The organism is Sphingomonas sp. C3-2 (assembly GCF_033025475.1).
Taxonomy (GTDB): domain Bacteria; phylum Pseudomonadota; class Alphaproteobacteria; order Sphingomonadales; family Sphingomonadaceae; genus Sphingobium_A.
In genome coordinates, this window is sequence record NZ_CP130322.1 from 2,103,973 (window position 1) to 2,122,510 (window position 18,538).

Genomic DNA, 18,538 nt, shown 5'->3' on the forward strand with positions numbered 1-18,538 from the left:
TCGTCCGCGGGGCCGGATAGCCTGCCGCGCGCAATCGACTGATGCGGCAACGGACAGGGGAGACGGGGATGACGGATCGCGACAACGACAAAACGGCCTCGATCGATCGGCGGACGATGATCAAGGCGGGCGGCGCGGCCGCCGCGCTGCTCGCGCCCGGGGTGGCGCAGGCGGCCTCCGTCAATGCCGACCGCGCCGCCGTGCTGGCCGCGATTGACGCGCATCAGGATGCGGCGGTGCAGCGGCTGGCCGATTGGATCAAGCTGCCCTCGATCGCCGCCGAACAGCGCAATATCGATGAGGGCGTCGCGCATATGATCGCGCTCGCGCGCGATGCGGGGTTCCAGTCGGCCAAAGCGATCCCCACCGGCGGCGTGCCCTCGGTGTTCGCTACGCTCGACGCCGGTGCAAAGCACTGGATCGGCGTCTATTTCATGTACGACGTCAAGCAGTTCGATCCGGCCGAATGGAGCTCGCCCCCGCTCGAGGCGCGGCTTGTTGATCGGCCCGGCCTTGGCCAGGTGATGGTCGGGCGCGGCGCGGTCAATCAGAAGGGCCCCGAAATGGCCTTTCTCGCGGCGGTGCGCGCGTTCAAGGACAGCGGCAGGGAGCTGCCGGTCAACATCGCGCTCATCGCGGAAGGGGAGGAAGAGATCGCCTCGCCCAATTTCCCCAAGGCGATCAGCCATCCCGATGTGCTTGCGACGATGGAACGCTGCATCGGCGTGTTCATTCCCTCGGCCAGCCAGTCGCCCGAGGGCACGAGCACGCTGACATTGGGCGCCAAGGGCGCGGTCGAGCTCGAGCTGATCTCGAGCGGCGAACGCTGGGGGCGCGGCCCCACCAAGGATATCCATTCCAGCAACTATGCCCGGGTCGACAGCCCCGCCTGGCGGCTGGTTCAGGCGCTCGATACGCTGATGAAGCCCGATGGGCACACCATCGCGGTCGAGGGCTGGTACGACAATGTCCAGCCGCTGTCGCCGCGTGAAAAGGCACTGATCGCCGAAACCGCGAAGCGGACGAGCGAGGACGAGGTGAAGAAGCAACTGGGCGTCAGCCGCTGGATCAACGACGAGCCCTGGCAGCAGGCGCTCGAACGCCTCGCCTCGCAGCCGACGATCAACATCCAGGGGCTCGTCGCGGGCTATACCGGCCCCGGCGGCAAGACGATCCTGCCGCACCGCGCGGCCGCGAAGATGGAATTTCGCCTGCCCCCCGCGATGACCAAGGAAGAGGCGATCGCCAAGTTCACCGCGCATCTGAAGAAACATGGCTTCGAGGATCTGGAAGTGAAGGTGACGGGCGGGTACGGCCCCACCAGCACGCGCGAGGACAGCGCGCTCGTCCGCGCCGAAAAGGCGGTGATGGAACGGCTGGGCGTGCCCTATACGATCATCCCGCGCAGCGCGGGATCGTGGCCCGGCGTGGTCTTTTCGGGTCCGCCGCTCAACTTGCCCGCCGCGCAATGGGGCATGGGCCATGGCAGCGGCGCGCACGGGCCCGACGAATATTTCCTGATCAAGAGTTCCAACCCCAAGGTGATGGGCATGGCCGGCGCCAGCAAGGCCTATGCCGAACTCCTCTACGAACTCGCCAATCAGGCCTCGATCCGCGCCTGACGCATACCTCCCGTCGCCGTGTCATGCGGCGACGGGGGGCACTGAAAATTCCAAAGAAAATAGCGAAAAAACAACGAGGGAGAGGCACAATGCCCGACAATATCGAGCGTATCCGCGAGTTTTGCGATGTCTGGTCGTCGCTGGATGCCGACCGGATCGTCGCGTTCATGACCGAGGATTGTTTCTATCACAACATCCCGATCGCGCCCGTGACGGGGCATGCCGCGATCCGCGCGTTCCTCAGCGAATTCCTCAAAATGGCGGATGCGTGCGAATTCGTCGTCCACGCCATCGGCGAAACCGCAGACGGCGCGGTGATGACCGAGCGGGTCGATCGCTTCCGCGCCAACGGCCAATGGATCGATCTGCGCGTGATGGGGATATTCGAGCTGCGCGACGGGCTGATTTCCAGCTGGCGCGATTATTATGATCAGGCGGAAATGGAGCGCCAGCTCGCACAGGTCGTCGCCTAGGACGGCCTGCCCCTGTGCGGACGGGCGGCATCGCGCGCCCGCACAGAAAAGGGGTCAATGCCCGGCGCTGCTCGGTTCGCCCTCCGCAAGCGCGGTGCCCGCGGTCTCGGGAATGGCGAAATAGATGAGCGGCAGCCCCAGAAAGCCGACCAGCCCCAGCCATTGCCCCGCCGCCGCGACCGATCCGGCCTGCACCGATACCCAGCCGAACAGCATCGGCGCGATCACCATGCCCCAGCGCCCGAGCAGATTATGGCACCAGCCATTGGCGGCGGCGCGGATTGCGGTCGGAAACAGCTCCGAATTCAGCGTGAAGCCTATGGTCCAAATGCCAAGCATCGCCTGCAGCCCGACCCAGCACAGCGCGATCGTCCACCAGTCCGTTGCGGCATAGCATTGCAGCGTCAAAACCGCAGTCATGCCGAGAAAGATCATCGCCGTCCTGCGCCGTCCGATCCCGTCCATCAGCCAGCCCGCGGCGATATAGCCGATAAAGGCCGAGGCGAACCCGGCAGGCGCGATCTTGGCGAGGTCGAGCGCGGTCCAGCCGCGTTCGTTGAGCACATAGAAGGAAAAGAAGAAGCTGCTCACCGCCGAGGCGAAGTTGATCACGAACCACAGCCCGCTCATCGCAACGAAGCGGCCGCGCATGCCCGGCCGGGTGAGCGCGCGGAATTCGTCGGCAAAACCGGTCTTGTCGGGCGTGCTTGCGCGGCGCTGGGTGAAGGCGGGGGTTTCACGCAATTTCCAGACCATGATCGGCAGCACGAGCAGCGGCGCGGCGCCGACGATGAACAGCATGCGCCAGCCAAGCGCCGATCCTTCGGCGGGCGCCAGCAACAGCATGGGAAGCGCCGCCCCCACGCTGCCCGCCGCGCCCAATATCCCGATCGCGCGCCCGCGCAGATGGGCGGGCAGGGTTTCGCTGACGATGACATAGGCGGTGGCGATCTGCGTCACGAGCAGCAGGCGGGTGACGAACTGGATCGCGGTATAGCTCGGCAGATCGGGCGCCAGCGCGGTCGCGACCGATCCGATCGAAAAGCCGGTGACCGACAGCAGCATGATCGGCCGCCGCCCCCAACGATCGGCCAGCCGCAGCAGAAACCACGCCGCGATCGCCCCCATGCCGATCATCGACAGCGCCCGGCCCAGCTGCTGCGCATCGGCCCCGAACGTCTTGCCCGCATGCGGCAGCACGACGCTCGTCACATTGACGTCGAACCCTTCGAACATGACGGCAAAGGCCAGCATGCCCAGCAGCCCCAGATGCGCGGCGGTGAAACGGTCCGCTTTTTGATGTCCCCGGATTTTCGCTCTCCCGATACGCCGCGCGCTGCATGCGCCTGGCGCTTTTCCTTATGTTTTCATGCGGCGCCGTTATCTTTCGATCAGCTGCTTGAGCCGGCGTAGATCGCCGACCACCCATTTGGCATCGGCGGAAAACCGCTCGTCATCCATTTCCGGCTGACGGAACAGCGTCAACATAACCTCGGCACCGGCCCCATTTTCGATGACGCGCAAGGGGACATGGACGACGTTCCCCGTGCCGAGATCGACCCAGTGATCCATCACGCCATGATCATTATGCGGTGAGAAGCGGATGCGGACCGCGCCCTCGGGCCCCTCCGCGCGCCAGTGTGCGCCGTCCTGTTCCAACGCCGCTTCCGACAATCCCGATGCCCAGCGCGGGAAGAATTCGGGGCGCCAGATACGTTCGTAGAGCGTCCGCCAATCGCAGGCGATCGATACGCTGAAGGTCCGCGCGGGCAACATCTCATTCTCCATCTTGAGCAACCAGATACCCCTTTAGGCGCGTGCGCCGCGTGACGCGAGCGTCGATGGGACGTGCCTTTGCTGCCCTGGTATCGTCTGCCGAAGAGCTGGCGAAGGGTTCTAATTCAATATGTTGATCGATGATTGTCCATCACGGATAAGGCCGAAGGAAGGATTTAGAGGACGGTTCGACCATCCGCCCGATCGAGCGTTCGATCAGCTTCCGTATGATTTTCAAACGATAAGGAAAAAATTGTGGTGCCGCTTAGGTGACTCGAACACCTGACCCCCGCATTACGAATGCGATGCTCTACCAACTGAGCTAAAGCGGCGCAGGCCCATATGGGCGTCTGAGGTGGCAGCGCTTAACAGCGTGTTTGGCGGAGCACAAGCCGGTTCTGATCAAAGCCGCGTCGATTTTTGAAAATCGCGCACGCTTAACCATCCGACAACCTTGTTGCCTGACAATGGCATGCAGGCTTTTGGGCTGAGTGGGGATGGACATGGATAGTGTGCGCGAGTTTTCGGATGGCGATGTCGTCACGTTCCTCGAGGATGGCGATGACATTGCGCCCGGCGGCGTCGAAAGCCCGCTGATCGTCGATGTCGACGAACGCCGCATGCAGGTGCGCGCCTATCACCATTGGGCCTCGCTTCTGAACGGGCGCGATCTGCCCTCGATCGAGGATCTGGAGCCCAAGGATCTCGTCGATTTCGGCCCGCACAGCGTGCTGATGGATTTCACCGCCGGCGCCGAAACCCCCGTTGTCGCCTATCTCGGCGGCGCGCTGCGCAGCGCGTGCGGGCTCGACGGCATCCCGCTCCAGTCGGTGGCGGACGTGCCGGGCGGGTCGCTCCTGTCGCGGCTGACCGACCATTATCTCCAGATTATCGCCAACCGCGCGCCGGTGGGGTTCGAGGCGGAGTTTCGCACGCGCGACGGCGTCGACACGCTCTATCGCGGCATATTGATGCCCTATTCGTCGGACGGCGACACGATCGATTTCGTCTACGGCGTGATCAACTGGAAGGAACTCGCCGATTCGGGGCTTGAGGAAGGTCTCGCGCGCGAAATGGATGCTGCCATGCCGGACCCGGCGGGCGGACTGGTGCTCAACCGGTCGGACGATCCGCAAACCAGCACCACCGCGCATGTCTTCGTCGCCGATCAGGGCGCCGACGATGATACGGTGCCGGCGCTTCCTCCCATGATCCATGATTCGGGGCTGGGCGATTTGCTGGCCGCCGCGCGGCAGGGGGCCGATGCCGTGCGCATCGCCGATGGGCGCAGCCGCGCCGCGCTCTACCGGGCGCTCGGGCTCGCCTATGATTTCGCGCTGGTGAGCGAGGCCCGCGCGGGCGAATATGCCGATCTGCTCGACGATGCCGGGCTCAAGGTCCAGGCGCGCGCGCCGATGACGCCGATCGTCAAGCTCGTCTTCGGTATCGATTACGACAAGACCCGGCTCACCGAATTCGCCGCCGCGCTGGCGCATGCGCGGCGTATGGGGCTCGGCGTCGCGCAACTCGCCGGTTATCTCGAATCGCACCCTGGCGGTTTGAAGGCGGTGGTTCGCGCCGAACGTCAGGCGCGCGCGCCCGAAGGCCGCACCGCGCCGGTGGAAGAAGCGGTGGCGCAGCTGCGCCGGATGCCGCCGCGCGCGATCGTCCAGATGGATCCGGGCGACGATGAATTCGTTCTGCTCGTTGCGCGCCGGGTCAGCGAAACCGGGCTCGCGGTGCTTGGGTCGGTACAGGATGAAAGCCTCGTCGCACGCGCCGTACGGGTGGCCGGGAAATAGTCTTTTTGGTGGGTTGAGATCGCCGCCTGCCCGTCGCATAGTCGCGCAATAATATTACGCGCCAGTGTTCAAGGCGCGGAAGCAGGCGGAGTATTCATGAAGGCAAAAACGGAAGCAGGCGCAGCCCTGCTGGTAGATTCGTTTTCCGAGCCCATTGCCAAGGCGCTGATCGTCGGCGCGCTTCCCAATGAGATCGAACAGTTCGACAAGGCGGCCCGTGCGGATGCCGCGCGGTTCGTTGCCGAGACGGCGCTCGTCCGCCGCAGCGACACGCCCGCGATCAGCCTCGAAACCATGGGCGGCAGCGACGATGGCGGGCTGCGCCGGATGCGGCTGGCGGTGATCAACGCCGACCAGCCCTTCCTCGTCGATTCGGTGGCAGCGGTGATCGCGGCGCAGGGGCTTGCGATCGATCGTCTGCTGCACCCCGTTATCGGGGTGGAACGCGATGCGGATGGCACGCTGGTATCGATCGGCAAGCGCGGCGACGAGGGCAAGACCCCCGAGTCGATGATCTATATGGAGATCGAGCGCGCCGACGCGAAGGATCGCCGCGCGCTGGTCGATGCGGTACGCGGGGTGCTGGCCGATGTGCGGGCCGCGGTGCGCGACTGGCCAAAGATGCAGGCGGCGCTGCGCGTCGATGCCGAAAATCTGGGCGATACCGAGGGCGCGGCGCTGCTGCGCTGGTTCCTTGACGGTAATCTCACCCAGCTCGCGCATGAAGTGCGTCTGCGCGACGGCACGATCGAATCCGCGCTTGGCATCGCTGCCGGTGACGACGCGCCGCTGCTCGCCGATGGCTCGCGCGACCTGGCGTTCGCCTGGTTCGAAACCGCGGGCAACGAAGCGCCGCTGGTGCTCAAGTCGAACCGCGTCGCGACCGTCCACCGCCGCGTGCCGATGGATCTGCTGATCGTTCCGGTGCGCCGCGACGGCAAGATTATGGCCCTTTCGATCCATGCGGCGCTGTGGACCAGCGCGGCGCTTGCCGCTGCCCCTGCCAAGGTGCCGGTGCTGCGCGCCGGGCTTTTGCAGGTGCAGGAAAAATACGGGTTCAGCGCGTCGGGCCATGCCGGCAAGGCGCTCGCCCATGCCTTGTCCGAACTGCCGCACGATCTGCTGATCGGGTTCAAGCCCGAGGCGCTGGAAAAGACCGCGCTCACCGCGATGTCGCTCGCCGATCGTCCGCGCCCCGAAATGCTGCTCTATTCCAGCCCGCTCGGACGCCATCTGTTCGCGCTTGTCTGGCTGCCGCGTGAGGAATTCTCGGCCGGCCGCCGCACCGCGATTGGCGAGATGCTGGCCGACGCCGCGAATGCGTCGATCCTGAGCTGGGCGCTGGAACTCGACGACAGCGATGTCGCGCAGCTGCGCTATACGCTCGATCTGCGCGAGGGCGGCGTGGTGCCCGATGCTGCCGCGCTCAACACCCGGCTGGTGGAAATGGTGCGCGGCTGGGTGCCGGGCGTCGAAAGCGCGCTCGTTGCGCTGGGCGAAGGGCAGCGCGCACCGCGCCTTGCCATCCGCTATGCCAATGTCTTCCCGGCGGCGTATCGCACGAGCTATGGCCCCGATGAGGCGGCGCGCGATATCCTGCGCCTGCGCGATCTGTCGACCGAAGCGCAGCGCGGCACGCGGTTGTTCCGGGCGCCCGGCGACAGCGCCGATCAGCTGCGCCTGAAGATCTATCACCTTGGCGGCCTGCTCCCGCTGTCGGACGTCGTGCCCGCGCTCGAGCATTTCGGCTTCCAGGTGCTCGGCGAAAGCTCGACCCGGCTTGAGGGCGGCGAGAACGGCTATGTCCATGATTTCCTGCTCCGGGTGGGCGGGGATATCGTGGCGGACGATCTGCTCGCGCGGGCGGCGGTGCTTGAAAGCGCGATTGCCGCGGTGCTCGAAGGCGATGCCGAAAATGATGCGTTCAACCAGCTGATCGGCGCGGTCGGGTTCGATCCCTTCGCCGTCGTGCTGCTGCGCGCCTGGTTCCGCTATCTGCGCCAGACGGGCATGTCCTACGGCATCGACACCGTCGCCGGCGCGTTGCGCCGCGCGCCCAATGCCGCGCGCCAGATCCTCGATCTGTTTGCCGCGCTCCACGATCCCGATCGGGCGAGCGAGGCCGCGGTCGATGCCGCGAACAAGGCGCTCGACGCCGCGCTCGCCAAGGTCGCGGCGATCGACGATGATCGCATCCTGCGCCGCATCCGCAGCGTCGTCGCGGCCACGCTGCGCTCGAACGCCTATGCCCCGGCGGCAGCCGAGGCGCTGGCGTTCAAGCTCGACAGCAACGCCATCCCCGGCCTTCCGGCACCGCGTCCGTGGCGCGAAATCTGGGTCTACAGCCCGCGTGTCGAGGGTATCCACCTGCGCGGTGGCCCGATCGCGCGCGGTGGCTTGCGCTGGTCCGATCGGCGCGACGATTTCCGCACCGAAATCCTCGGCCTGATGAAGGCGCAGCTGGTGAAGAACGCGGTCATCGTGCCCAATGGCGCGAAGGGCGGCTTCTATGCCAAGCAGCTCCCGTCGCCCGCCATCGACCGCGATGCCTGGCTGGCCGAGGGCACCGAGAGCTACCGGATATTTATCCGCTCGCTGCTCTCGGTGACCGACAATATCGTCGACGACAAGGTCGTGCATCCCGAACGCGTCGTCGTGCGCGACGGCGATGATCCCTATTTCGTCGTCGCTGCCGACAAGGGCACCGCCAGCTTCTCCGACGTCGCCAACGCGATCGCGCTCGATCGCAATTTCTGGCTGGGCGATGCCTTCGCCTCGGGCGGGTCGCAGGGCTATGACCACAAGGGCATGGGCATCACCGCGCGCGGCGCATGGGTGTCGGTCCAGCGCCACTTCGCCGAAATGGGCATCGACGTTCAGAAGGAATCGGTCACCGTCGCCGGTTGCGGAGACATGTCGGGCGACGTGTTCGGCAACGGCATGCTCCTGTCGAAGGCGCTCAAGATCGTCGCGGCGTTCGATCACCGCCATATCTTCCTCGATCCCGATCCCGATCCGGCGGAAAGCTGGAAGGAACGCAAGCGGCTGTTCAAGCTGCCACGTTCGTCCTGGGCCGATTATGACGAGAAGCTGATTTCCAAGGGCGGCGGCGTTTTCCCGCGCACGCAAAAGGAAATCGCGCTGTCGGCCAAGGCCGCGGCCGCCATTGGCATCGAGCCCGGCAGCTACGATCCCTCGACGCTCATTTCCGCGATCCTCAAAGCCCCGGTCGACCTGCTGTGGTTCGGCGGCATCGGCACCTATATCAAGTCGGACGACGAGAATAATGCCGAGGTGGGCGATCCCGCGAACGACGCGCACCGCGTCAATGGCGCCGATGTCCGCGCCCGCGTGGTCGGCGAGGGTGCCAATCTGGGCTGCACCCAGGCCGGGCGCATCGACTATGCGCGCACGGGCGGGCGGATCAACACCGACTTCATCGACAATTCGGCCGGCGTCGATTGCTCGGACAATGAAGTCAACATCAAGATCCCGCTCAACCGCGAAATGCGCGAAGGCCGTCTGGCGTTCGACGATCGCAACGCGCTGCTCGTCGAGATGACCGACGATGTCGCCGCGCTGGTGCTCGAGGATAACCGCCTGCAAACGCTCGCGCTGTCGCTCGCGCAGCAGGGCGGGGCGGCGGCCCTTCCGGCACAGGCCCGCGTGATCGAGGTGCTCGAGGCCGCCGGGCGGATCGACCGCGCGGTCGAGGGGCTGGAAAGCTCCGACGATCTGCTCCGCCGCGCACAGGATGGGCAGGGGCTCACCCGGCCCGAACTGGCGATCCTCCTGTCGCACGGCAAGCTCGCGCTTCAGGATGCGATCGAAGGGTCGGGCGTCACCGCCGATCCGGCGCTCGCCCCGCTGCTCCACGCCTATTTCCCCGAAGCGATGCGGACGCGCTTTGCCGCCGCCATCGATGCGCATCGTCTGCGTCCGCAGATCATCGCAACCAAGATGGCGAACCGGCTGGTCAACCGGCTCGGCCTCGTCGCGCCGTTCGAACTCGCCGAGGAAGAAGGCGCGTCGATGGCGCAGGTCGCCGCCGCCTATTTCGCCGCCGACATGATCTTCGGCCTCGAAGACGTGATGGAGGCGATCGAGGGCGCTTCGGTGGGTGAGGAAGACCGGCTGGCGCTGTTCGACATGGCGGCCGCGAGCGCACGGCTCCATGTGTCCGACCTCTTGCGCGTGATGGCGCAGGATGCGCATGCCGGCACCACTGCGGCGCGCCTCAGCGAGGGCGTCCAGCGGCTCGATGCCGCACGCGGCGAGTTGCTGAAGGCCGAGGCCCGCACTCAGGCAAGCAGCTTGCGTGCCCGGCTGGTCGCGCACGGTGCCAATGGCAAGCTTGCTGACCGGATCGTCCGCCTCGATGAACTCGACGGCGCGATCGGCATCGCCGAGCTGTGCGCCGATCAGGGCTATGACGTGATCGAATCGACCCAGGCCTATGTCCGTCTGGGCGAGGAAATCGGGCTCGACTGGGCCAAGGCTGCGGTCCAGCGCTGCACCCCCGCCGATCAGTGGGAAAAGCTGCTGGTCGCCGGGCTCGCCACCGAGTTCGAGCAGCTTCGTCTCGACTTCCTCGCGCGAACCAAGGGGCGCGATCCGGAGGCGATGGTGGACCAGTGGCTCACCGCCAATGCCGCGCGCGTGGCGCAGTTCCGCGCGCTCGTCGACAGGGCACGCACTGCGGCCGCGCCGACGGTGGCGATGCTCGCGCAGATCGGCGGGCAGGCCCGCACGCTTCTGGCGCGCTGACCAAAAGAAAAGGGGCCGGGAAACCGGCCCCTTTTTTTACCTTTCAGGCAATCCCGCGTCAGCCGAGCGCTTCGACCATCTCGGCCAGCTCCAGCCAGCGTTCCTCGGCGGCGTCGCGTTCGGCGCGCGCGGCGTCGATCGCCTGAGTCAGCGTCTGGAAACGCTTGGGATCGCGCGTGTACAGGTCGGGATCGGCGAGCAAGGCCTCGTCGCGCGCGATCTGCGCTTCGATTTCCTCGATCTTCTGCGGCAACAGGTCGAAATCGCGCTGGTCCTTATAGCTCAGCTTGGTGCGCTGCTGCGGCTTGGGCGCGGTGTCGGCGGCCGGGGCCTTGGCGGCGGCTTTTCGCGGTTCCGTCCGCGCCACGCGCTTGCGCTCCCAATCGGCATAGCCGCCTGCGATCACGTCGATCTTGCCCGATCCGTCAAGGCCGAGCGTCACCGTCACCGTGCGGTCGAGAAAGTCGCGGTCGTGGCTGACGATCAGCACCGTGCCTTCATAATCGGCGATCACTTCCTGAAGCAGGTCGAGCGTTTCGAGGTCGAGATCGTTGGTCGGCTCGTCGAGCACGAGCAGGTTCGACCGCCGCGCAAATTCGCGCGCAAGCAGCAGGCGCGAGCGTTCGCCGCCCGAAAGCGTCCCCACCTTGGCCTCGGCAAGCGAGGGATCGAACAGGAATTCCTTCAGATAGCCCTGGATATGCTTGCGCACGCCGCGCACGTCGATCCAGTCGCCGCCCTCGGCCAGCACGTCGCGCACGCGCTTTTCGGGTGCCATCAGGCTGCGCTGCTGGTCGATGATCACGCCGTCCAGCGTCTTGGCGAGCGTCACCTTGCCCTCGTCGGGCGCCAGCTCGCCGGTCATCAGCTTGAGCAAAGTCGTCTTGCCCGCGCCGTTCGATCCGACCAGGCCGATGCGGTCGCCGCGCTGCACCTTGAAGGTGAAGTCCTTGATCACCGCGCGGTCGCCAAAGCTTTTGGTCACGCCGTCCAGCGTGATCACGCTCTTGGTCTTCACATCGTCGGATTCGACCGCGAGCTTCGCCGCGCCCTGCGGCCCGATCATGGCGGCGCGCTGCGCGCGCATCTTGTGCAGCGCCTCAAGCCGGCCCTGGTTGCGCTTGCGCCGGGCGGTCACACCGCGCGCCAGCCAGTGAAGTTCGAGCTTCAGCTTCGCGTCGAGCTTTTCGGCGGCGCGTTCCTCCTCGGCATAGACCTTCTCGGTCCAGGCGTCGAAACCGCCAAAGCCGATCTCGTTGCGGCGCAGATTGCCGCGGTCGAGCCACAGCGTCTGCCGGGTCAGGCGGGTCAGGAAGGTACGGTCGTGGCTGATCACCACAAAGGCGCCGGTAAAGCGCCCCAGCCAGTTTTCCAGCCAGTCGATCGCCGCCAGATCGAGATGGTTGGTCGGCTCGTCGAGCAGCAGCACATCGGGCTCCATCGCCAGCGCGCGCGCGATCGCCGCGCGGCGGCGCTCGCCGCCCGATGCCGTTGCCGCCTCGCGCGACAGGTCGATGCCGATCTGGTCGGCGATCGCCTCCACCGCATGGCGCTCGGGTGCGTCTTCGCCGGAAATCGCGAAATCGAGCAAGGTCGCATGGCCCGTCATCGCGGGCTCCTGCTCCAGAATCACGACCTTGGTGCCCGGAACGATGGTACGGCGGCCCTCATCGCCCTCGATCGTTCCGGCAATGAGCTTGAGCAGCGTCGTCTTGCCCGCGCCGTTGCGGCCGATCAGCGCCACCCGGTCGCGCGCGCCCAGATACAGGTTCAGTCCGCGGAACAACCATCCACTGCCTTGAACGAGACCAAGATTTTCATAGGCGAGAACGGGGGCGGACATGGAAACACTGCCTTTGGATGATCGATAAGGATGACGCGCAAATGAAGCGGCTATTCATGGCCTATTCAACGCTTTCGGCCTATGCCACAAGCCCATGAAAATGATGACACGCCTTATTTGCACGATTGCAGTCAGCCTGTCCGCGGGCGCCATGCTTGCCCCTGCGCAGGCTCAGGCGCGGCGTGGCGATCAGGATTCGGCCTATCAGGCGGTCCAGCGGGGCCATGTCATGTCGCTCCGCGAGATCGAGTCCCGGGTGCTTCCCTCGGTGCGCGGGGCGGAGTATCTGGGGCCAGAGTTTGATCGCGGTCGCGCGGTGTATCGCCTCAAGTTCCGCCGCGATGTGCGGGTCTTCTGGGTCGATGTCGATGCCCGCACCGGCGATGTGGTGGCACGTTCGGACCGTTAGGGAACGGCCAGCGTGATCCGGCCGTTTTCTGGCCTGTTCTGCAGAAATGCAAAGGGGAATAAATGCGCGTTTTGATCGTTGAGGATGAACCGAGCCTGGGGCAGCAGCTGCGCGCGACGCTTGAAGGCGCGGGCTATGCGGTCGATCTCGCCACGGACGGCGAGGACGGGCATTTTCTCGGGGCAACCGAGAATTACGATGCCGTGATCCTCGATCTCGGCCTGCCCGAAATCGATGGGCTCACCGTGCTCGATCGCTGGCGCAAGGAAGGCCGGGTGATGCCCGTGCTCGTGCTCACCGCACGCGACAGCTGGTCCGACAAGGTCGCCGGGCTCGATGCGGGGGCTGACGATTATCTCGCCAAGCCCTTCCAGTCCGAAGAACTGATCGCGCGTCTGCGCGCGCTGATCCGCCGCGCCTCGGGCAATGCCTCGTCCGAACTGGTGGCGGGCGATGTTCGCCTCGACACGCGCTCGGGCAAGGTGACGCTCGCGGGCGCGCCGGTGAAGCTCACCGCGCAGGAATATAAGCTGCTCAGCTATCTGCTCCATCACAAGGGCAAGGTGGTGAGCCGCACCGAACTGATCGAGCATATTTACGATCAGGATTTCGATCGCGATTCCAACACGATCGAAGTGTTTGTGACTCGCATTCGCAAAAAGCTGGGGCCTGATGTGATCACCACGATCCGCGGGCTCGGCTACAGCCTGGACGAACCGCAGGGCTGATGACGCACGACAGTCCGGCGCCGTTTCCTTCGGATCCAACAGCCACGGACGACGCCTCAACGGCGGCGTCCGATGGCGCGCGTCCGGCGCGGCGCGGATTCGGACGCTATACGGGATCGCTCGGCCGCCGCATGACGATCATCGCGGCGGTGTGGATCACGCTGCTGCTCGTCGGCGGCGGGCTCGCGCTCGACCGGGTATTGTCCGACGCGATCACGCGCAACATGGACTATCAGCTCGAATATGTGCTGCGCGGGATGATCGCGGCGGGCGAGATCGGGCCTGACGGCGAAGTGCGCTTCAGCCGCACGCTCGCCGACCAGCGTTTTCTCGAACCCAATTCGGGGCTCTACTGGCAGGTCAGCGGAAAGGGGCAGGAACCCTTCCGCTCGCGCTCGCTCTGGGATCGCGCCTTGCAGATCGGCCCCGAGCATCAGGACAGCCAGATCCACGTCTATGACAGCAAGGAATTTCCGGATCAGGCGCTGCGCGTGATGGAACGCGACATCATGTTCCCGGATTCGAACGTCCTCTGGCGCTTTCAGGTGGCTCAGAGTCGCGACGAGCTCGATGCCCAGATCCGCACGCTCCGGCGCACGCTGGTGCGCAGCTTCGCGCTGCTTGGCCTCGGCCTGATCGCGCTGACCGCGCTCCAGACGCTCTATGGCCTCTGGCCGCTCCGGCGGATCCGCAACGCCATCGTCGCCATGCGCGAAGGCCGCGCCAACCGCGTCGACGAATCGCTCCCGCGCGAAGTGGAGCCGATGGTCGAGGAGTTGAACGCGCTGCTCGAACATAATGAAAAACAGGCCGAGGAAGCCCGCCGCCATGCGGGCAATCTCGCGCATGCGCTCAAGACCCCGCTCACTGTCATCATGAATGCCGCCACCGCGCAGGCGCCCGATCTGTCGGAAACGGTGATCCGCGAGGCGACGACGATGCGCCGGCAGGTCGACCATCATCTGGCGCGCGCGCGCGCCGTTGGCCGGCGCGGCCATGCGCATAGCCGCGCCAATGTCTGGGCCAGCCTGGAATCGGTCGAACGCGCGGTCAGCCGGCTTTACGGCCATGTCCGCTTCGACATGGATGGCCCGCGCGATCTGGATGTGCGGATCGAGCGGCAGGATCTCGATGAACTGCTTGGCAATCTCGTCGAAAACTCCGCCAAATATGGCGGTGGCAGCGTGTTCGTGACGATCGCGCCGGCGGGCGATTTCGTCGAAATCCTCGTCGAGGATGACGGGCGCGGCATCCCCGAGGAACAACGCCAGAAGACCTTCGATCGCGGCACCCGGCTCGATACCAGCAAGCCCGGAACGGGGCTTGGCCTCTCGATCGTGCGCGATGTCGCCGAAATCTATGGCGGCAGCATCGAGCTTGAGGAAAGCGAGGATCTGGGCGGGTTGCTCGCGCGTCTCCGGCTGCCCCGCGCGGTCTAGAACGCGGCTCTTTCGGGGCATTGTTCCGCAAACGGTATATTTCCGTCGACGAGCAACATCGGATCGCCTTGTGCTGGGGCGCCGTGCGGTTAGTCTCCCGCCCATTCGATGGGCTGGGCGGGGTAGTGCAATGATCAAGCGCATTTTGGGTGGTGTGGCGGCGATCGCCCTGGCCGCCGGGTTGAGCCAGACGGCATGGTCCTCATCGGCCGATGGGGAGGCCGCATCCGGCGCGGCGGCACCGATCGCCAAGCCGGCGCTGGGCAGTTTTGGCTTTGACGCAACCGGCATGAACAAGGCGGCCGCTCCGGGCGACGATTTCTACGCCTATGCCAACGGCCAGTGGGACGCGAAGACCGAGATCCCCGCGGATCGTTCGTCCTGGGGGGCGAGCGCCGTGCTGCGGGACCTGTCCGATCAGCGCACGCGCACGATCATCGAGGATGCCGCCGCCGCGTCCGGCGCGCCCGGCAGCAATGGTCAGAAGGTCGGCGACTATTTCGCCGCCTTCATGGACGAGGCCGCGATCGAGGCGAAGGGCGTGCGTCCCGTCGCGCCGATGCTGGCCGCGATCGCCGCGATCAAGACCCCCGCTGACATGTCGCGTTTGTTCGGCGAGTATAACCGCATCGGCTTCACCGTCCCGCTCGAGATCGATATCGATCAGGATCTGAAGGATAACAGCGTCTACGCGGTCTATCTCGGCCAGTCGGGCCTCGGCATGCCCGACCGCGATTATTATCTGTCCGACAAGCCAAAGCTGGTCGAAGCGCGCGCGCGGTACAAGGCGCATGTCGCGCGCCTGCTGGAACTGGCCGGGGTGTCGGATGCCTCCGATGCCAGCGCGCGGGCCGAGCGTATCTATGATCTCGAACACCGCATCGCCGAGGTGCATTGGTCGGCGGTGGAATCGCGCCAGATCGAAAAGCTCCATAACCCGCTGGCCACCGGTGAATTCGTCAGCATCTATCCCGGCGTCGACTGGCCGGCCTTTTTCAAGGCGGCGGGCGTCGACGCGCAGAAGCAGATTGTTGTCGCTCAGCCCAGCGCCGTCACGGGCATCGCCAAGCTTGTCGGTTCGATTCCGGTCGCCACCTGGAAGGATTATCTGACCTTCCACACCATCGCCGAATCCGCGCCGCTGCTCGGCAAGGCGATGGTCGAGGAAAGCTTTGCGTTCAACGGCACCGTGCTCAAGGGAACGCCGCAGAACAAGGAACGCTGGAAGCTGGGGGTCGACGGGGTCAATGGCGCGCTCGGCGAAGCCGTGGGCCAGCTTTATGTCGCGCGCTATTTCCCGCCCGAGGCCAAGGCCAAGGCCGATGAACTGGTGCGCAACCTCATCGCGGCGATGGATGTGCGCCTTTCGAAACTGGAATGGATGGCGCCCGAAACGCGCGTGAAGGCGCGCGCCAAGCTTGCGACCTTCACCGCCAAGATCGGCTATCCCGACAAATGGCGCGACTATTCGGCGCTGACGGTGCGCCGCGACGATGCCTTCGGCAACGCCATGCGCGCGCAGCGTTTCGAATATCAGCGCAATCTCAACAAGCTGGGTAAGCCGGTCGACCGCAGCGAATGGTATATGACGCCGCAGATGGTGAACGCCTATGCCAATCCGCTGATGAACGAGATCGCGTTTCCAGCGGCGATCCTCCAGCCGCCCTTTTTCGATCCCAATGCCGATCCCGCAGTGAATTACGGAGGGATCGGCGCGGTGATCGGGCATGAGATCACGCACCATTTCGACGATCAGGGCAGCAAGTTCGATCCGCAGGGCAATATGGTCGAATGGTGGACCCCGCAGGATGTTGAGCGGTTCAAGCGCTATACCGAAAAGGTCGTCACCCAGTTCAACGGTTATGAGCCGCTAAAGGGAACCCATATCAACGGCGAACTGACGCTGGGCGAGAATATGGCCGATCTGGCGGGGCTCAACATTGCCTATGATGCTTATCAGCGCGCGTTGGGGGGCAAGCCTGCCCCGGTGATCGACGGCTATAGCGGCGATCAGCGCTTCTTCCTGGGCTGGGCGCAGGTCTGGCGGAGCAAGTACCGCGAACCCTTTCTGCAGCAGTTGCTGACCACCGACCCGCATTCGCCGGGCAACTACCGCGCCTATATGGTCCGGAACATGGACAATTGGTACAAGGCGTTCAACGTGAAGCCCGGGCAGAAGCTCTATCTGGCGCCCGAGCAGCGCCTCGGCGTCTGGTAATCACCCGGAGTCGGGCCTCGCTGCTGCGGGGCCCGTCAGCGCTGGGGATCAGCCCTCTTCCTTGATTCGCGCATGGTGGCGGATCACTTCATCGATGATGAAGCGCAGGAACTTTTCGGAAAATTCGGGGTCGAGATTCGCGTCCTGCGCCAGACGGCGCAGCCGGGCGATCTGGCGTTCCTCGCGGCCCGGATCGGCGGGCGGCAGTTCGTGTTCGGCCTTGTATCGGCCAACTTCCTGCGTGATCTTGAACCGTTCGGCCAGCATGAACACAAGCGCCGCGTCGATATTGTCGATACTTTCGCGAAAGCGCTGCAATCGGTCGTCATTCATGGCCGTCTCCGTTCTCGCGCGCGCTTTTCGTTGCTTGATAGCCCGAATGCAAGGCCATATCGCTTGCATATCTCGGGCAGGCGGGCCAATGCGCTCCCTGTCATGACTGCAACGATCCATCGCCTGAACCCGTCCGACCGGGCCCCTTCGCTTGATCCGCTGATGGCGCTCGTCGCTGCGGATATGAACGAGGTCAATGGCGTGATCCTCGATCGCATGCAGTCCGACATTCCGCTCATTCCCGAGCTGGCCGGCCACCTGATTGCAGGCGGTGGCAAGCGCATGCGCCCGATGCTGACGCTCGCGAGCGCGCGCCTGCTGGGGTATGAGGGGACGCGCCACTTCAAGCTTTCGGCAGCGGTCGAGTTCATCCACACGGCAACGTTGCTGCATGACGATGTGGTCGATGGTTCGGCGCTGCGCCGTGGCCGCCACACCGCCAACATCATCTGGGGCAATCCGGCAACCGTTCTGGTCGGCGATTTCCTGTTCAGCCGCTCGTTCGAGCTGATGGTGGAAGACGGCAGCCTCAAGGTGCTGCGCATCCTGTCCAGCGCGTCGGCCGTGATCGCCGAGGGCGAGGTCAACCAGTTGACCGCGCAGCGCAAGGTGGACACGACCGAAGACCATTATCTCGAAATCATCAGCGCGAAGACCGCGGCGCTTTTTGCAGCCGCCTGCCGGATCGCCGCGGTGGTTGCCGAGCGCCCCGAGGCCGAAGAGACCGCGCTCGATGCCTATGGCCGCAATCTCGGGATCGCGTTCCAGCTGGTCGACGATGCCATCGACTATTCGTCCGATGCCGAAACCATGGGCAAGGGCGTGGGCGACGATTTCCGCGACGGCAAGGTGACGCTGCCCGTCATCCTCGCCCATGCACGCGGCAATGACGAGGAAAAGGCCTTTTGGCGCGATGCGATGCACGGGCACCGGATCAGCGACGAGGATCTTGCCTATGCCAAGCAGCTGCTCGAGCAGACCGGCGCGCTTGCCGACACGCTGGCGCGCGCGCGCCATTACGGCCAGCGCGCGATCGATGCGCTGGGCGGCTTTGCCAATGACAAGGCGAAGGCGGCGCTCATTGAAGCGGTCGAATTCGCGATCGCGCGCGCCTATTGATCCATGGCC

Annotated in this window: 13 protein-coding genes and 1 tRNA gene; 9 read left to right on the forward strand and 5 right to left on the reverse strand. The window is 65.2% G+C overall.

Annotated features, from left to right (window positions below; translation table 11 throughout):
* The first annotated feature begins 68 nt into the window (after positions 1 to 68).
* Entirely contained in the window at positions 69 to 1,622 is a 1,554-nt protein-coding gene (locus QYC26_RS10200) for a M20/M25/M40 family metallo-hydrolase (protein ID WP_317512124.1), read from the forward strand.
* An 89-nt stretch (positions 1,623 to 1,711) separates the two neighbouring features.
* A complete protein-coding gene (locus tag QYC26_RS10205) occupies positions 1,712 to 2,095 on the forward strand; it encodes a limonene-1,2-epoxide hydrolase family protein (protein ID WP_317512125.1) in 384 nt (127 codons plus the stop codon).
* Positions 2,096 to 2,149: 54 nt separating this feature from the next.
* Here QYC26_RS10205 and QYC26_RS10210 read toward each other — a convergent pair whose 3' ends face one another.
* The 3 genes from QYC26_RS10210 to QYC26_RS10220 all read right to left on the reverse strand — a co-directional run bounded on the left by QYC26_RS10210 (position 2,150) and on the right by QYC26_RS10220 (position 4,203).
* Positions 2,150 to 3,349 carry an MFS transporter gene (locus QYC26_RS10210; RefSeq protein WP_317512126.1) on the reverse strand — a complete coding sequence of 400 codons (1,200 nt, stop codon included), beginning with the start codon at positions 3,347 to 3,349 and terminating at the stop codon, positions 2,150 to 2,152.
* A gap of 126 nt (positions 3,350 to 3,475) precedes the next feature.
* Positions 3,476 to 3,871 carry a polyketide cyclase gene (locus QYC26_RS10215; protein ID WP_317512127.1) on the reverse strand — a complete coding sequence of 132 codons (396 nt, stop codon included), beginning with the start codon at positions 3,869 to 3,871 and terminating at the stop codon, positions 3,476 to 3,478.
* A gap of 256 nt (positions 3,872 to 4,127) precedes the next feature.
* Positions 4,128 to 4,203, reverse strand: a tRNA-Thr gene (locus tag QYC26_RS10220).
* Between the two features lie 165 nt (positions 4,204 to 4,368).
* Between QYC26_RS10220 and QYC26_RS10225 the strand changes: the two genes are divergently transcribed.
* Both QYC26_RS10225 and QYC26_RS10230 read left to right on the forward strand, forming a co-directional pair.
* Complete coding sequence (locus QYC26_RS10225) at positions 4,369 to 5,673, forward strand: hypothetical protein (RefSeq protein ID WP_317512128.1); 1,305 nt, start codon at positions 4,369 to 4,371, stop codon at positions 5,671 to 5,673.
* Between the two features lie 96 nt (positions 5,674 to 5,769).
* Positions 5,770 to 10,440, forward strand: coding sequence for an NAD-glutamate dehydrogenase (locus QYC26_RS10230; protein ID WP_317512129.1), 4,671 nt, complete (start codon positions 5,770 to 5,772; stop codon positions 10,438 to 10,440).
* Positions 10,441 to 10,498: 58 nt separating this feature from the next.
* Here QYC26_RS10230 and QYC26_RS10235 read toward each other — a convergent pair whose 3' ends face one another.
* Positions 10,499 to 12,283 (reverse strand): ABC-F family ATP-binding cassette domain-containing protein, encoded by a 1,785-nt coding sequence (locus QYC26_RS10235; protein ID WP_317512130.1) that lies wholly within the window; start codon positions 12,281 to 12,283, stop codon positions 10,499 to 10,501.
* A gap of 94 nt (positions 12,284 to 12,377) precedes the next feature.
* On the opposite strand from QYC26_RS10235, the gene QYC26_RS10240 reads away from it, so the two are divergent.
* The 4 genes from QYC26_RS10240 (at position 12,378) to QYC26_RS10255 (ending at position 17,077) form a co-directional block, all read left to right on the forward strand.
* Positions 12,378 to 12,692: a PepSY domain-containing protein gene (locus tag QYC26_RS10240; protein WP_317512131.1), complete on the forward strand. Its 315-nt coding sequence runs from the start codon at positions 12,378 to 12,380 to the stop codon at positions 12,690 to 12,692.
* A 62-nt stretch (positions 12,693 to 12,754) separates the two neighbouring features.
* Positions 12,755 to 13,420 carry a response regulator transcription factor gene (locus QYC26_RS10245; RefSeq protein ID WP_317512132.1) on the forward strand — a complete coding sequence of 222 codons (666 nt, stop codon included), beginning with the start codon at positions 12,755 to 12,757 and terminating at the stop codon, positions 13,418 to 13,420.
* 131 nt (positions 13,421 to 13,551) lie between these two features.
* Positions 13,552 to 14,859, forward strand: coding sequence for a HAMP domain-containing sensor histidine kinase (locus QYC26_RS10250; protein WP_317515045.1), 1,308 nt, complete (start codon positions 13,552 to 13,554; stop codon positions 14,857 to 14,859).
* A 130-nt stretch (positions 14,860 to 14,989) separates the two neighbouring features.
* A complete protein-coding gene (locus QYC26_RS10255) occupies positions 14,990 to 17,077 on the forward strand; it encodes a M13 family metallopeptidase (protein ID WP_317512133.1) in 2,088 nt (695 codons plus the stop codon).
* 48 nt (positions 17,078 to 17,125) lie between these two features.
* Here QYC26_RS10255 and QYC26_RS10260 read toward each other — a convergent pair whose 3' ends face one another.
* Positions 17,126 to 17,410 carry a chorismate mutase gene (locus tag QYC26_RS10260; RefSeq protein WP_317512134.1) on the reverse strand — a complete coding sequence of 95 codons (285 nt, stop codon included), beginning with the start codon at positions 17,408 to 17,410 and terminating at the stop codon, positions 17,126 to 17,128.
* A gap of 102 nt (positions 17,411 to 17,512) precedes the next feature.
* Here QYC26_RS10260 and QYC26_RS10265 point away from each other — a divergent pair, with 102 nt between their 5' ends.
* Complete coding sequence (locus QYC26_RS10265) at positions 17,513 to 18,529, forward strand: polyprenyl synthetase family protein (RefSeq protein WP_317512135.1); 1,017 nt, start codon at positions 17,513 to 17,515, stop codon at positions 18,527 to 18,529.
* The last annotated feature ends 9 nt before the right edge of the window (positions 18,530 to 18,538 follow it).